The sequence below is a fragment of the Tardiphaga sp. 172_B4_N1_3 genome, from assembly GCF_052076035.1.
Classification (GTDB): Bacteria; Pseudomonadota; Alphaproteobacteria; order Rhizobiales; family Xanthobacteraceae; genus Tardiphaga; species Tardiphaga robiniae.
Genome location: NZ_CP197238.1, coordinates 1,362,757 through 1,378,850 on the forward strand (window position 1 = coordinate 1,362,757; position 16,094 = coordinate 1,378,850).

Sequence of the window (16,094 nt, forward strand, 5' to 3'; positions counted from 1 at the left end):
CGAATATGAGGCGCGACGCGCCCGGATCGGCTGCTTGACTCAGGAACAGAATGAGAACAATGTTCTTCATATGTTCCAGAGATCACGGAGGCCACCATGTTGAAGACCTTTGTTGAAGAAGCCGCTGCACTGGCATCGATCGTCCTGTTCGTCGGCATGATTGCGGTTTGGGCGCAACTGATCCCCCAGCTGTGATCCTGCTCCCGGACGCTGGCTGCGAAGCTGGCGCCGGAACACCGGGGAAGCACTCTCCAGCGGATACGGGAACGCTCCCGGGGAATGACAAGCATTCCCTAGGGAATGACAGGCATTCCCTAGGGAATGCGGGGACGCTTCCGGGGCCGAGCGGGTTTCACATGGACTTGGCCGGGGGCAGGCATCACCATGGGGCAGCGAGTCGGTCTGAACAGGCTGCCGCGATCCCCAGTGTCGATGACTGCCCAGATCGGGCGCTGCAAAGTCCGGAACGCCCCACGCCATGAGTCAGAAGCCCGCCGCCGCGTCGAATGCCGGATTTGTCCATCTGCACGTGCATTCGGCCTATTCGCTGCTGAAGGGCTCGATCAAGATCCAGAAACTGGCGGAACTGGCGAAGGCCGACCACCAGCCGGCGCTGGCGCTGACCGACAGCGACAACATGTTTGGCGCGCTGGAATTCTCCGAGAAGCTGGTGGGCTACGGCATCCAGCCGATCACCGGCTGCGAGGTCGCGATCGATTTCGGCGACCAAGATCCCAACGCCCGTAACGCGCTGAACGCCGTGATGCCGCGCATTGTGCTGCTGGCCGCCAAGGAGCGCGGCTATCAGAGCCTGATGAAACTCAACTCGCGCGCGTTTCTGGAAACCCCGGTCAATCATGCGCCCCACATCAAGCTGGAATGGCTGCTGGAGGAAACAGAAGACCTGATCGCGTTGAGTGGCGGTCCTGACGGTCCGATCAATCAGGCGCTGCTCGCCGATCAATCCGCGCTTGCCGCTGCGCGTTGCGACCGGCTCGCGTCGCTATTCGGCGATCGGCTCTATATCGAACTGCAGCGTCATGGCGCCGAGAAGGAGCGCCGCGCCGAAGCCGGTTTGATAGACTTGGCTTACGCCAAGGGGCTGCCGTTGGTGGCAACGAATGAGCCGTATTTTGCCGCCGCGGATGACTACGAGGCCCATGACGCACTGCTGTGCATTGCCGGCGGCAGGATCATTGCCGAAACGGACCGCGAGCAGCTCACCACCGATCATCGTTTCAAGACACGCGCCGAAATGGCGGTTCTGTTTGCCGACATTCCCGAGGCATTGGCATCAACCGTCGAAATCGCCGAGCGCTGCTCGTTCCGGCCAAAGACGCGCAAGCCGATCCTGCCGCGCTTCACGGTGGGCGCCGGCAGTAACGCCGAAGGTGCGGCCCAGGAGGAATCCGACGAGTTGCGCCGTCAGGCCGAGGAGGGCCTGCGCAAACGTCTCGAGATCCACGGCGTGTCACAGGGCAAGAGTGAGGAGGAATACCACGCTCGGCTCGACTTCGAACTTAACGTCATCTCCCGCATGAACTATGCGGGTTACTTCCTGATCGTGTCCGACTTCATCAAATGGGCGAAGGCACAGGGCATTCCGGTGGGGCCGGGTCGCGGTTCGGGCGCGGGCTCGCTGGTCGCCTGGGTCTTGACCATCACCGACCTCGATCCCCTGCAGTTCAACCTGCTGTTCGAGCGCTTCCTCAATCCGGAACGCGTCTCGATGCCCGACTTCGATATCGACTTCTGCCAGGATCGCCGCGGTGAGGTGATCTCCTATGTGCAGCAGCGCTACGGCCGCGATCAGGTCGCGCAGATCATCACCTTCGGCACGCTGCAGGCGCGCGGCGTGTTGCGCGACGTCGGCCGTGTGCTGCAGATGCCCTATGGCCAAGTCGACAAGCTGACCAAGCTGGTGCCGCAAAATCCGGCCGCACCGGTGACACTTGCAGCCGCGATCGAGGGCGAGCCGAAACTCCAGGCGCTCCGCGACGAGGATCCGATCGTCGCCAAAGCCTTCGATATCGCGCAGCGCCTCGAGGGCCTGACACGCCACGCTTCGACCCACGCCGCAGGCATCGTGATTGGTGACCGGCCGCTGTCGCAGCTCGTGCCGATGTATCGCGATCCGAAATCGGACATGCCGGTCACCCAGTTCAACATGAAATGGGTTGAGCCAGCAGGTCTCGTGAAGTTCGACTTCCTCGGCCTGAAGACGCTGACGGTGCTCGATGTCGCCGTGAAGCTGCTCAAACAGCGCAATATTGACGTCAATCTTGCGACCACGCCGATTACCGACGCCAAGAGCTACGAGATGCTGGCGCGCGGTGAAGTGGTCGGCGTGTTCCAGGTGGAAAGCCAGGGCATGCGGCGCGCGCTCGTGGACATGCGCCCCGACCGTTTCGAGGACATCATCGCGCTGGTCGCGTTGTATCGTCCGGGCCCGATGGCGAACATCCCGACCTATTGCGCGCGCAAGCATGGCGATGAAGAGCCGGAATATCTGCATCCGATCATCGAGCCGATCCTGAAGGAAACCTTCGGCGTCATCATCTATCAGGAACAGGTGATGCAGATCGCGCAGGTCATGGCCGGCTATTCGCTCGGTGACGCCGACCTGCTGCGCCGCGCGATGGGCAAGAAGATCCGCGCCGAAATGGAAAAACAGCGCGAGATCTTCGTCGCGGGCTCCGTCAAGAACGGCGTGCCGAAGGGGCAGGCCGATACGATCTTCGATCTGCTCGCAAAATTCGCCGACTACGGTTTCAACAAGAGTCACGCGGCGGCCTATGCGCTGGTGTCGTATCACACCGCCTATATGAAGGCGCATTATCCGGTGGAGTTCATTGCGGCGTCGATGACGCTCGACATGGGCAACACCGACAAACTGTCGGAATTTCGCGCCGAGGCGCAGCGGCTCGGTATCAAGGTCGAGGCGCCGAACATCAATCGTTCGGGCGTCACCTTCGAGGTCAGCGACAACACGATCTATTATGCGCTGGCCGCGTTGAAAGGCGTCGGCGCTGGCGCCGTCGAGCTGATCGTCGCCGAGCGCAACAAGAATGGTTTGTTCACGTCGCTTGCCGACTTTGCGTCGCGCGTGAGCCCACGCGCCGTCAACAAACGCATCATCGAAACACTCGCTGCGGCCGGCGCCTTCGATACGCTCGATCCACATCGTGCCCGCGTGCATGGCGGCGCGGATGCTATTTTGGCCGCCTGCCAGAGCGCCCACGTGGATACGACAATCGGTCAGGGAAACATGTTTGGCGGCGCGGCCGATGCGCCGACCATCATGTTGCCGCAGATCGACAACTGGCTGGCGGCGGAGAAGCTGCGCAAGGAATACGACGCTATTGGCTTCTTCCTGTCCGGCCATCCGCTCGATGACTATGCGACCGCCCTGAAGCGACTGCGGGTGCAGAGCTGGGCCGAGTTCTGCCGCGCGGTCAAAACCGGCGCTACGGCGGGCAGGGTGGCGGCTACCGTCGTGTCCCGCATGGAGCGGAGGACCAAGACCGGCAACAAGATGGGCATCATGGGTCTATCCGACCCGACCGGCCATTTCGAGGCGGTGCTGTTCTCCGAAGGGCTTGCCCAATACCGCGACGTGCTGGAACCGGGTACCGCGGTGCTGCTGCAACTCGGTGCCGAACTCCAGGGCGAGGACGTTCGGGCCCGGGTTCTCCACGCGGAGCCTCTGGATGCCGCCGCTGCCAAGACCCAGAAGGGGCTCAGGGTGACCATGAAGGACACCAAGGCACTGGATTCGCTGGTAAAACGCCTCCAACCGCAGCCGAGCAATGCCGCCGGTGGAGGCGACGTCTCGCTGATCCTGCGCCTCGACCTGCAAACCGAGGTCGAATTCAAGCTCGAAGGCCGGTTCCAGGTGTCCCCGCAGATCGCCGGAGCCATCAAGGCGGTTTCCGGGGTGGAAATGGTCGAAACGCTTTGAGCTGGCAACCCGCGCGGTAAACCGGCCGAAGCCACCGGATTTCCTTGCTTATCCCGGGAATCCGGCTATAAGCCGGCCCATCTCACACGGAAGCATGGCTTAATCGCCGTCCGGTGGCATCCGGGCTGCACGGCAGAATCCTCTGCCCGAACGCTCGTTTGCTCACACGCTTCCGGAGGAAACAACCGGAGAATTGATACTATGGCACTACCCGAATTTTCTATGCGTCAACTGCTCGAAGCTGGCGTCCACTTTGGCCACCAGTCGCATCGCTGGAATCCGAAGATGGCGAATTACATCTTCGGCGCACGCAACAACATCCACATCATCGACCTCGCGCAGACCGTGCCGTTGCTGCACACCGCGCTGAAGGCTGTGAGCGACACCGTCGCCAAGGGCGGCCGCATCCTGTTCGTCGGCACCAAGCGCCAGGCGCAGGACGTCGTTGCCGAAGCTGCGAAGCGCTCGGCGATGTACTTCGTCAATTCGCGCTGGCTCGGTGGCACCCTGACCAACTGGAAGACCATCTCCGGTTCGATCAAGCGTCTGCGTCACCTCGACGAAGTGCTGAACTCCGGCGACGCGTCGGCCTACACCAAGAAGGAGCGTCTGACGCTGCAGCGCGAGCGCGACAAGCTCGATCGCTCGCTGGGCGGCATCAAGGACATGGGCGGTCTGCCCGACCTGATCTTCGTGATCGACACCAACAAGGAAGACATCGCGATTCAGGAAGCTCAGCGTCTGGGTATCCCTGTCGCGGCGATCGTCGACACCAACTCGGATCCGAAGGGCATCACCTATGTGGTCCCGGGCAACGACGACGCCGGCCGTGCGCTGTCGCTGTATTGCGACCTGATCGCACGCGCTGTCATCGACGGCATCTCGCGTGCCCAGGGCGACTCGGGCTTCGATATCGGCGCATCGGCTGCTCCGGTGGCTGAAGCCATTCCGGCTCCGGAAGCAGGCTTCCAGGGCCTGGCCGGTCCGCGCGGCACCGCCGACGATCTCAAGAAGCTCACCGGCGTATCCGGTGCGATCGAGAAGAAGTTCAACGACCTCGGCATCTTCCACTACTGGCAGCTGGCCGAACTCGATCACGACACCGCCCACAAGATTGGCGAAGAAGTTGGTCTTCCGGCCCGTGCCGACGGCTGGGTCGCCCAGGCCAAGGGTCTGACGGCGGAAGCCGAGTAACGCGCAGGCGTGATCCCGGAACCGGTGTCCCGGTTCCGGACAAAATCATGCCGATGCGACAGCCAAGAAACTATTGTGCGGCCGTCATCCCGGCCGCACTTTCCATCTCTACACTTCTCTCGATGATAGTTCCTGCGGCGTAACGCGATTGACCAGCACCGGCTGGCTCGCAGGCGCCCTGACAGGCAAAGGGTTCAACGATGGCAACGATTACTGCAGCGATGGTCAAGGACCTCCGCGAAACCACCGGCGTCGGCATGATGGATTGCAAGAACGCACTGGCTGCCAATGACGGCGACATGCAGGCGTCAATCGACTGGCTGCGCGCGAAGGGCCTGTCCAAGGCCGCCAAGAAGGCTGACCGCGTCGCGGCCGAAGGCCTGATCGGCGTTCTCACTGCCGGCAACAAGGGCGTCGTGGTCGAAGTCAATTCCGAGACCGACTTCGTCGCGCGCAACGATCAGTTCCAGGGCCTGGTCAAGATGATCGCCCAGGTCGCGCTCAAGGTCGGCTCCGATGTTGAGGCCATCAAGGCGCACAAGGTTGGCGACGTCACTGTCGAGACCGCGATCACCGAGGCCATCGCCACCATCGGCGAAAACATGACCCTGCGCCGCGCCGCGACGCTGGAAGTCTCGGCCGGCGTCGTGTCGAGCTACGTGCATAACGCCGTGATCGAAGGTCTCGGCAAGATGGGCATCATCGTCGCGCTGGAATCCACCGGCAAGGCTGACGAGCTCGCCACCCTCGGCAAACAGATCGCGATGCATGTCGCTGCTGCCAATCCGCAGGCGCTGGACTCCGCCGGCCTCGATCCGGCCGTCGTTGCTCGCGAGAAGGAAGTGATGGCGGACAAGTATCGCCAGCAGGGCAAGCCGGATGCGATGATTGAGAAGATCGTCGAGAACGGCCTGAAGACCTATTACAAGGAAGTCTGCCTGCTGGATCAGGCCTTCATCCACGACACCGGTAAGTCGGTGGCGCAGGCCGTCAAGGAAGCCGAAGGCAAGGTTGGCGCGCCGATCAAGCTCGCTGGCTTTGTGCGCTACGCGCTCGGCGAAGGCATCGAGAAGCAGACTTCGGACTTCGCTGCCGAAGTTGCCGCCGCCAGCGGCCAGAAGTAAGACGAATTGGAAGACCTCCCGGCGATCTACGCCGGGAGCTGCCGCCTCGAAAGGAAGCGATCGCATCATGGGTGAGCCGCTCTATCGTCGCGTCGTGATCAAGGTCTCGGGTGAGTCTTTCGCCGGAGGCCAGTCATTCGGTATCGATCAGCCGACCATCGACCGCATCGCCGTCGATCTCATTGCAGCCCAGAAACTTGGTGTCGAAGTCGCAGTCGTCGTCGGCGGCGGCAATATCTTTCGCGGCGTCGAAGTCTCCTCGCGTGGTGTGTCGCGCCCGACCGGCGATAGCATGGGCATGCTCGCTACCGTTATGAACTGCCTGGCACTGGAAGCTGCGATCGAGCGCCACGCCGTGCCGGCCCGCACGCTGTCGGCGATGGTGATGCCGCAGGTCTGTGAACTCTTCACACGTGCTGCCGCACACAAGTACCTGTCCGAGGGCCGGATCGTGCTGCTGGCCGGCGGTACCGGCAATCCGTTCTTCACCACCGACACGACCGCAGTGTTGCGCGCTGCCGAGATCGGCGCATCGGCCGTGCTGAAGGCGACCAATGTGGACGGCGTCTACAGCGCCGATCCAAAGAAGGATCCGAACGCGACGCGCTTCGAGCGTCTCAGCCATTCGCAGGCCGTGGAGGGGAACTACAAAGTCATGGATGCGACGGCTTTCGCGCTTGCCCGCGAGACCTCGCTGCCTATCATCGTGTTCTCGATCGCCGAACCGGGTTCGATCGGCGCCATTTTGACTGGTACTGGCCGCGGCACCATCGTCGCGGGCTGATTTTAGACGGGTTCGGAGCGCCATATCCGCTTCGCACCAGCAGGATACAAGGGAGAGCTGCATGGCCACCATGGCCCCATTCGACATCAACGACCTCAAGCGCCGTATGCAGGGCTCGACCCAGTCGCTGAAGCATGAGCTTGGCGGCTTGCGCACCGGACGTGCGGCAGCCTCGATGCTGGAGCCGGTCCAGGTGGAAGCCTATGGCAGCCACATGCCGCTGAATCAGGTTGCGACCGTCAGCGTTCCCGAGCCGCGCCTGCTGTCGGTGCAGGTTTGGGACAAGTCGATGGTCAAGGCGGTGGAAAAGGCGATCGTCGATTCCAATCTCGGCCTCAGCCCGGCAACCGAAGGCCAGATTTTGCGGCTACGCATTCCCGAATTGAACACCGAGCGCCGCAAGGAACTCGTGAAGGTCGCGCATAAATATGCCGAGGCAGCCAAGGTCGCCGTGCGCCACGTCCGCCGCGACGGTCTCGACATCATCAAGAAGCTCGAGAAGGCTCACGAGATTTCCGAGGACGACCAGAAGCGCCACGATACCGAAGTGCAGAAGGTCACGGACAGCATAATCGCTGAAATCGATCAGTTGCTGGCGGCTAAGGAAAAGGAAATCATGACGGTTTAAGCGTCAGAAGCCGCTTTTAAGCTGTTGAAAAGCGTATGGTCCGCAAATTGGTCACATATGTGCCGGACCATAGGCTGGGGATTTTAATCGATGTCGAATGCCGCCGCGCCCGCAAATGATGGATCGGACCGATCCACGCCTTTGCATGTCGCGATCATCATGGACGGCAATGGGCGCTGGGCTGCAGCGCGGGGGCTTCCGCGCGCCGAGGGCCATCGCCGCGGCGTCGAGGCACTTCGCCGTGTGGTGCGGGCATCCAACGAACTCGGCATCCAATATTTGACGATCTTCTCGTTCAGCTCCGAGAACTGGTCGCGGCCCGCATCCGAGATCAGCGATCTGTTCGGCCTGCTGCGTCGCTTCATCCGCAACGATCTTGCCACGCTGCATCGTGACGGCGTGCGCGTACGCGTGATCGGAGAGCGCCAGGGCCTCGATTCCGATATCGCGTCATTGCTGAAAGAGGCCGAGGACCTGACGCGGGGCAACACCCAGCTCAATCTCGTGGTCGCCTTCAACTACGGCTCGCGGCACGAGATCGCCACGGCAGCGCAGCGCCTTGCGCGCGAGGTTGCCGAGGGCAAGCGGACGCCCGAAAGCATCAATGTCGATACGCTCGGCCAGTATCTCGACGCGCCTGATATTCCGGACCCGGACCTGATCATCCGCACGTCGGGTGAACAACGTCTATCGAACTTCCTGATGTGGCAGGCTGCCTATAGCGAGTTCGTATTCGTGCCGATCCACTGGCCGGATTTCGACAAGGCCGCGCTGGAAAGCGCCATTGCCGAATATGCCCGCCGCGAGCGGCGCTTCGGTGGTCTCGCCGCGAAAACCGGTTCGTGACCGGCGTGACCCAGAACGACAGTACGCCGAAGCAGGCGGATGACCGGGGGCTGCGCAATCTGCTGATGCGTGTTCTGGCCGCGCTGGTACTGATCCCCGTCGCGATTCTCGCCGCTTATACCGGTGGCTGGCTGTGGTTCGGCCTCGTGATGCTGGTGTCGGTTGGTCTCTTCCTGGAATGGCGGGCCATTGTCGGCAATCATGTCGGCTGGATCGGGCTCGGCGTCGTCTATGCCTTGGCTGCGTTTGCGGCGTCCATTGTCGTGCGCCTCGATCCCGTCTGGGGCTTCTCGGCCCTGATGTTCATTCTGTTGGTGGTCTGGATGACCGATATCGGCGGCTATTTCGCCGGGCGCGGCATCGGCGGCCCGAAACTGTGGCCGCGCGTCAGTCCGAAGAAGACATGGGCCGGTGCTATCGGCGGTTTTGTTCTCAGCCTCGCTGTCGCTGCCGGTTTTGCCATGAATGGTTTGGGCAGGCTGCTGCCGCTGCTCATGGTCGCAACCGTGCTGACGGTGCTGTCGCAACTCGGTGATCTCTTCGAGTCCGCAGTGAAGCGCAAATTCGGCGTCAAGGATTCCGGCCAGATCATTCCTGGTCATGGCGGTCTGCTGGATCGCCTCGACGGCTACGTGTTCGCGGTGGTTGCTGCCGCGGTGATCGGTCTTTTACGCGGCGGCGCAGATGGCGTCGGCCGCGGTCTTATGGTTTGGTGATTTGATGAGCGCTGTTCCCCTGCGAAATAACAAGCCCGCCGCGTCCAGTCTGCGCAGCATCACTGTCCTCGGTGCAACCGGTTCGATCGGCGATAGCACCATGGATCTGCTGCGAGCCTCGCCCGAGCGGTACCAGGTGGAGGCACTCACGGCCAACGGGAACGTTGAGGGCGTGGTCAAGCTGGCCAAGGAATTCAACGCGCGCTTTGTGGCCGTCGCTGATGAATCCAAGCTGGACGAACTCCGCGCGGCACTCGCCGGCACCGGCATCGCCAGCGGGGCAGGGGATAGCGCCATCGTCGAGGCTGCAGAGCGTCCGGCCGACTGGCTGATGGCCGCCGTATCAGGCGCCGCCGGCTTGAAGCCTGCGCTCGCCGCCGTCGACCGCGGCGCCACCGTTGCACTGGCCAACAAGGAATGCCTCGTTTGCGCCGGCGATTTCTTCATGGATCGCGCCGCCAAGGGGGGCGCCTGCATCCTGCCGGCGGACAGCGAGCACAATGCGCTGTTCCAGGCGCTGGCCTCCGGCAGCCGCGAGGAACTGACCCGCGTCATCATCACCGCCTCGGGCGGACCGTTCCGTACCTGGGCTGCCGCCGATATCGAGCAGGCGACGCTGGCGCAAGCACTGAAACATCCGAACTGGTCGATGGGGCAGAAGATTACCATCGACTCCGCATCGATGATGAACAAGGGTCTCGAAGTGATCGAGGCGTCCTATCTGTTCGCACTGGCGCCGGACGAGATCGACGTATTGGTACATCCGCAGTCGATCATCCACGGCATGGTCGAGTTCCGCGATTATTCTGTCATGGCGCAGCTCGGTTCGCCCGACATGCGCACGCCGATCGCGCATTGCCTGGGTTGGCCGGACCGCATCCCGGGCCGGGCGGCGCCGCTCGACCTTGCCAAGATCGGGTCGCTGACCTTCGAGGCACCGGATTACGCGCGGTTTCCTGGCCTGAAGCTGGCCTATGACGCGCTGCGCACCGGCAGCGGCGCGACCACCGTCTACAACGCGGCCAACGAGATCGCCGTGGCTGCCTTCACCGCCCAGAAGATCCGCTTTGGCGCCATTGCACGGCTGGTCGAAGCCACCATGAATGAATGGGTGCGGGCAGGGAATTTGGCGCCGTTGTCATCGGCGGATGACGCCATCGCTGTTGACCATAAAGCGAGAAAAATGGCTGCCACCCTCTTGCCTCAAATTGCCGCAAAGGCATCCTAGAGCATTGGGGACGGGGCCTTTGGCCTCGCGTTAGGGGATCGGGATGCTTGAGTTTTTCCAACATAGTTTCAATACGTTAAGCCACGGCTTTATCGGCTATATCATCCCCTTTCTGTTTGTCCTGACGATCGTGGTGTTCTTCCACGAACTCGGCCACTTCCTGGTCGCCCGCTGGAACGGCGTTAAGGTCCTGACGTTCTCGCTCGGCTTCGGTCCTGAACTCGCCGGCTTCAACGATCGCCATGGCACGCGCTGGAAGATTTCCGCGATTCCGCTTGGCGGCTACGTGAAGTTCTTCGGTGACGAGAGCGAAGCCTCGACCCCCTCAAGCGCCGCGCTGGAAGGCATGACGGCGGATGAGCGCAAGGGCAGCTTCCATCACAAGCGGGTTGGCCAGCGTGCGGCCATCGTGGCTGCTGGTCCGATCGCCAATTTCATCCTCGCGATCGTCATTTTCACCTGCCTGTTCACGTTCTTTGGCAAGCCGAGCACGACCGCCAAAGTCGACAGCATTCAGGCTGGCAGCGCGGCCGAGAAGGCCGGGTTCCAGTCGGGCGACATCATCAAGGCCATCGACGGTAAGGTCATTGGCAGTTTCTCCGACATGCAGCGCATCGTCGGCACCAAGGCCGGCGAGCAGCTGGCCTTCAGCGTCAAGCGCGGCGAAGCCACAGTTGAGCTGAAGGGCACGCCAGAACTTCGCGAAGTCAAAGACAGCTTCGGTAACGTCCATCGTCTCGGCGTCCTCGGCATTACCCGCGCGACAGCGGTTGGCGAAGCGACCACCGAGCGGGTCAATCCGGCGACCGCTTTCGTGCTGGGCGTCAAGGAAACCTGGTTCGTCGTGGACCGTACCATCGCCTATATCGGCGGTGTATTCACCGGACGCGAGGCGGCCGACCAGATCGGCGGTCCGATGCGAATCGCCCAGATCTCGGGGCAGGTGGCGACAATAGGCCTGACCGCCCTGATTCACCTGGCGGCGGTACTGTCGATCTCGATCGGCCTTCTCAACCTGTTTCCGGTGCCGCTTCTCGATGGCGGTCATCTTTTGTTCTATGCCGTCGAAGCCGTTCGTGGGCGCCCGCTGTCGGAGCGCGCGCAGGAGATGGGCTTCCGCATTGGCCTCGGTTTAGTGCTGATGTTGATGGTATTTGCGACCTATAACGACATTCTTCACCTGGCTTCGTCATGATCGAGGCTGGGGGTAACGTGGCCGATGGGCAACGTCTTGGAATGAAATTAGAATTGCAGCGCGAAAGGTCGTTTGCCAGTCAGGTAAAATTGGCTACAAGCTGGGCCACTAAAGGGATTCTGTCAGACCGTAGGGGTGCGGGCTGGCGATGGAATGATAAGGGCGCTTTGCGCATGATTTTTGGTTTGCGGGGTTTCCGGGGCGGCCTTCTTGCTGCTTCGATCTTGGTCGCCATGCCGGTCGCCGTTACAGCGACTGCTGCGCTCGTTTCTTCGACTGCCGTGGCTCAGACCGCCGCTTCGATTGTTGTTGAAGGCAATCGTCGCGTGGATGTGGAGACCATCCGCTCCTATTTCCGTCCCGGCCCGAGTGGCCGGCTGGATCAGGGCACCATTGATGACGGCCTCAAGTCGCTCATCGAGACCGGCCTGTTCCAGGACGTGAAGATCAATCAGGCCGGTGGCCGTCTGGTCGTCAGCGTCGTCGAAAACCCGGTCATTGGCCGTATCGCCTTCGAAGGTAACAAGAAGGTCAAGGACGACCAGCTGAACGCCGAAGTGCAGTCGAAGCCGCGCGGGACGCTGTCGCGCCCGATGGTGCAGGCAGACGCGCAGCGCATCTCCGAAATCTATCGTCGCTCTGGCCGTTATGACGTCAGCGTCGTTCCGGAATTCATCGAGCAGCCGAACAACCGCGTCGACCTCATCTTCACGATCAACGAAGGCGCGAAGACCGGCGTGAAGTCGATTCAGTTCATCGGCAACAACTATTACTCGTCCTACCGCCTCAAGGACGTCATCAAGACCCGTGAATCGAATCTCCTGAGCTTCCTGGCTTCGGGCGATATCTATGATCCGGACCGCATCGAAGCCGATCGCGACCTGATCCGCCGCTATTACCTGAAGAACGGCTTCGCCGACGTTCAGGTCGTCGCCGCGCTCACCGAATACGATCCGAACCAGAAAGGCTTCCTGGTCACCTTCAAGATCGAAGAAGGCCAGCAGTACCGCGTGTCGTCGGTCGACTTCTCGTCCACCATTCCGCAGTTCGATCCGAACTCGCTGCGCAGCTTCTCGCGCGTTGGCGTCGGCTCGCTCTACAATGCGGAAGCGCTGGAGAAGTCCGTCGAGGAAATGCAGATCGAAATGTCCCGCCGCGGCTACGCCTTTGCCGTTGTGCGTCCGCGTGGTGATCGCAATTTCGAATCTCACACCGTCACCATCGGTTTTACGGTGGAAGAGGGCCCGCGCGTCTACATCGAGCGTATCAATGTGCGCGGCAACACGCGTACCCGTGACTATGTCATTCGCCGCGAATTCGATCTCGCCGAAGGCGACGCTTACAACCGCGCGCTGGTTGATCGTGCCGAACGCCGCCTGAAGAACCTCGACTTCTTCAAGAGCGTGAAGGTGACGACCGAGCCCGGCTCGTCCAGCGATCGCGTGATCCTGGTGGTCGATCTGGAAGAAAAATCCACCGGCGACTTCTCGGTCTCGGGCGGCTACTCGACCACCGACGGTGCGCTCGGCGAAGTCAGCGTCTCGGAACGTAACTTCCTCGGTCGCGGTCTGTTTGCGAAGGCGTCGGTTCAGTACGGCCAGTATGCCCGTGGCTACTCGCTGTCCTTCGTTGAGCCTTACCTGCTCGACTACCGCGTGGCGCTCGGCCTCGATTTCTATCAGCGCGAGCAGCTGTCCAACAGCTACATCTCGTACAACACCAAGACGCTCGGCTTCAGCCCGCGCCTCGGTTTCCAGCTGCGTGAAGATCTCGCGCTGCAGCTGCGCTATTCCGTCTATCAGCAGCAGATTTCGCTCCCGGCGACGTTGAGCAACTGTAACAACCTGCCAGGTAGCCCAACTGCGACCAACACTCCCGGTTATTTGAATTCGCTGTTCCCCGGCTCGGTTAATCCCGCCGACGCCAACACATGGGGCTGTTACGCCGATGGCGAGTCGTCTCTGCCAGTTCGCCGCGAACTGGCCAGCGGCAAGACGCTGACCTCGGCGCTCGGCTACACGCTGAACTACAACACGCTCGACAATAACAAGAACCCGACCGATGGTCTGTTCCTGGAGTTCAAGCAGGACTACGCCGGCGTCGGTGGCGACGTGACCTACCTCAAGACCACGATCGATGCGAAGTACTACACCCCGCTGGTGGCCGACATCGTTGGTTTGCTGCGTGTCCAGGGTGGTATGCTGAACAAGGTCGGCGAAGACATCCGCATGCTGGATCACTTCCAGATGGGTCCGAACCTGGTGCGTGGTTTCGCACAGAACGGTATCGGTCCGCGTGACATCAGCTACGTTGCGCTGGGATCCTACGGTGACGCGCTCGGCGGCACCAAGTATTGGGGCGCTTCGGCCGAATTGCAGATGCCATTCTGGTTCCTGCCGAAGGAAGTTGGCATCAAGGGCGCGGTTTATGCCGATGCCGGCGGTCTCTGGGATTATAAGGGACCGACCAGCTGGGCTCAGACTGGCGAAATCAATGCCGCCGGCTGTGTGCCTGCGAGCCGGACTTCGGTCGGTAACTGCGCCGGCATGACCTATGACGACGGCAATGTTGTTCGGTCGTCGGTCGGTGTGGGCCTGATCTGGCAGTCGCCGTTTGGTCCGCTGCGCTTCGATTACGCAGTGCCGATCACCAAGGGCGCCTATGATCGCGTGCAGCAGTTCAAGTTCGGCGGCGGAACTTCGTTCTGAGTTTGATCTCCGGCCGGACCGCGACGGGTGGAATGGTTCTGCCGACGTTCTTCAAGCAATCGCCGTCGTTGACGCTGGCTGAAATAGCCGCGTCAACGAAGGCGCGACTGGTCGACCCGACGCGGGCCGACCAGGTCGTGACTGGCGTAGCCTCGCTCGACGAGGCCGGTCCCCATCACCTGACTTTCTTCGAAAATCTCCGCTATATCGACCAGCTCACCCACACCAAGGCCGGAGCCTGCCTGGTGAGCGAGAGCTTCAAGGGCGATATTCCGGCTCACGTAACGGTGCTGCGCGCCAAGCGGCCATTTGCGGCCTTCGTGGAATTGGCGCGCGAGCTGCACGCGGATACGCTGCGTCCGGTCTCCGGCTTTGACATTACCGGCATCGCCGCATCCGCCGTCATCCATCCCTCTGCTCAGCTCGAGGATGATGTTACGGTGGATCCGCTGGCCGTGATCGGCCCGGATGTGGAGATCGGTTCCGGCACCATCATCGGCTCTGGCGCGGTGATCGCCGCCGGGGTCAAGATCGGCCGCGACTGCAATATCGGCGCTGGCAGCACGCTGCAGTTCACACTGATAGGCAACAACGTACTCGTTCATCCCGGCTGCAAGTTCGGCCAGGACGGCTTCGGCTTCGTGTTCGGCCGGGACAAGCACATCAAGGTGCCGCAGACCGGCCGTGTCCTGATCCAGAACGACGTCGAGATCGGCGCCGGCACCACCATCGACCGCGGCAGCCTGCGCGATACCGTGATTGGCGAGGGGACCAAAATCGACAATCAGGTCCAGATCGGCCACAATGTGACAATTGGACGGCACTGTGTGATCGCTGCGAAATGTGGCCTTGCGGGCAGCCTGACCATCGGCGACAACGTCGCGCTGGGCGCCATGGTGGGCCTCAACAATCACATTACGATTGGCGATGGCGCGCAGGTCGCGGCAATGGCCGGAGTGAAAGACAGCATTCCGCCGCGCGCGCGGTGGGGTGGCATCTTTGCCCGGCCGACCAAGCAATGGTTCCGCGAGATCCTCGCGGTTGAGAAACTCGCCCGCGAGAGCATGCCGGGAACGGATGCGACGACGCAGGATACGAAAGACGAGGGGCGGGAATGAGCCAGGATTTACCAAGCGATGGCGCATCGCCGATCATCATCGAGACGGTCGACATCAACACCATCCTCAAGACCCTTCCGCATCGCTATCCGTTTCTTCTGATCGATCGTGTCGTCAACATCCGCAAGGACTTCAGCGGCATTGGTATCAAGAACGTCACGATCAACGAGCCGGCATTCCTCGGGCATTTCCCTGATCGCCCGGTCTATCCCGGCGTGTTGATGATCGAAGGCATGGCTCAGACAGCGGGCGTGATCGGCATCTCGTCCGTCGAAGGCACCGAGAAGCCGCGTGCGGTGTATTTCCTCACCATCGACAAGTGCAAGTTTCGTAAGCCGGTGATGCCTGGCGATACGATCGAATATCATCTGCACCTGATCGGCCGGAAAAAGGCGATGTGGTGGTTCCATGGCGACGCCAAGGTTAATGGCAAGGTCGTCGCCGAGGCCGATGTCGGTGCAATGCTGACAGACTGAGGCGCACCTACCTGAACGCGCATGATGCCATCGAAGACCTCGATGGCATCATGCGTTTGTAAGTCATGGTATGAGACGTGTCGTAACAGATCGCAATCAGACGTCACTGGACAGGC

At 61.6% G+C, this 16,094-nt stretch carries 12 protein-coding genes; all 12 read left to right on the forward strand.

Features of this window, described 5'->3' with window-relative positions:
- Positions 1–478: 478 nt before the first annotated feature.
- The 12 genes from dnaE (at position 479) to fabZ (ending at position 15,978) form a co-directional block, all read left to right on the forward strand.
- Positions 479–3,961: a DNA polymerase III subunit alpha gene (gene dnaE, locus AB7783_RS06160; protein WP_089264548.1), complete on the forward strand. Its 3,483-nt coding sequence runs from the start codon at positions 479–481 to the stop codon at positions 3,959–3,961.
- A 201-nt stretch (positions 3,962–4,162) separates the two neighbouring features.
- Positions 4,163–5,155 carry a 30S ribosomal protein S2 gene (locus AB7783_RS06165; protein WP_068730869.1) on the forward strand — a complete coding sequence of 331 codons (993 nt, stop codon included), beginning with the start codon at positions 4,163–4,165 and terminating at the stop codon, positions 5,153–5,155.
- Positions 5,156–5,355: 200 nt separating this feature from the next.
- Positions 5,356–6,279: a translation elongation factor Ts gene (gene tsf, locus AB7783_RS06170; RefSeq protein WP_093758766.1), complete on the forward strand. Its 924-nt coding sequence runs from the start codon at positions 5,356–5,358 to the stop codon at positions 6,277–6,279.
- Positions 6,280–6,346: 67 nt separating this feature from the next.
- Positions 6,347–7,063 (forward strand): UMP kinase, encoded by a 717-nt coding sequence (gene pyrH / locus AB7783_RS06175; RefSeq protein ID WP_068730867.1) that lies wholly within the window; start codon positions 6,347–6,349, stop codon positions 7,061–7,063.
- 70 nt (positions 7,064–7,133) lie between these two features.
- A complete protein-coding gene (gene frr / locus AB7783_RS06180; protein ID WP_374725665.1) occupies positions 7,134–7,691 on the forward strand; it encodes a ribosome recycling factor in 558 nt (185 codons plus the stop codon).
- Positions 7,692–7,781: 90 nt separating this feature from the next.
- Positions 7,782–8,537, forward strand: a complete 756-nt coding sequence (locus AB7783_RS06185; protein WP_068730865.1) for an isoprenyl transferase — start codon at positions 7,782–7,784, stop codon at positions 8,535–8,537.
- Between the two features lie 5 nt (positions 8,538–8,542).
- Complete coding sequence (locus AB7783_RS06190) at positions 8,543–9,253, forward strand: phosphatidate cytidylyltransferase (protein WP_441279645.1); 711 nt, start codon at positions 8,543–8,545, stop codon at positions 9,251–9,253.
- A gap of 4 nt (positions 9,254–9,257) precedes the next feature.
- Complete coding sequence (gene dxr, locus AB7783_RS06195) at positions 9,258–10,481, forward strand: 1-deoxy-D-xylulose-5-phosphate reductoisomerase (RefSeq protein WP_441277119.1); 1,224 nt, start codon at positions 9,258–9,260, stop codon at positions 10,479–10,481.
- 43 nt (positions 10,482–10,524) lie between these two features.
- Positions 10,525–11,676, forward strand: a complete 1,152-nt coding sequence (gene rseP / locus AB7783_RS06200) for an RIP metalloprotease RseP (protein ID WP_089264545.1) — start codon at positions 10,525–10,527, stop codon at positions 11,674–11,676.
- Positions 11,677–11,849: 173 nt separating this feature from the next.
- Positions 11,850–14,384 (forward strand): outer membrane protein assembly factor BamA, encoded by a 2,535-nt coding sequence (bamA, locus tag AB7783_RS06205; protein WP_089264544.1) that lies wholly within the window; start codon positions 11,850–11,852, stop codon positions 14,382–14,384.
- A gap of 32 nt (positions 14,385–14,416) precedes the next feature.
- Positions 14,417–15,502 carry a UDP-3-O-(3-hydroxymyristoyl)glucosamine N-acyltransferase gene (gene lpxD / locus AB7783_RS06210; protein WP_089264543.1) on the forward strand — a complete coding sequence of 362 codons (1,086 nt, stop codon included), beginning with the start codon at positions 14,417–14,419 and terminating at the stop codon, positions 15,500–15,502.
- The gene (gene fabZ, locus AB7783_RS06215; RefSeq protein WP_068730861.1) at positions 15,499–15,978 is read left to right on the forward strand and encodes a 3-hydroxyacyl-ACP dehydratase FabZ; all 480 of its coding nucleotides are present in this window, start codon (positions 15,499–15,501) and stop codon (positions 15,976–15,978) included. Before lpxD ends, fabZ begins: the two co-directional genes overlap by 4 nt.
- Positions 15,979–16,094: the final 116 nt, after the last annotated feature.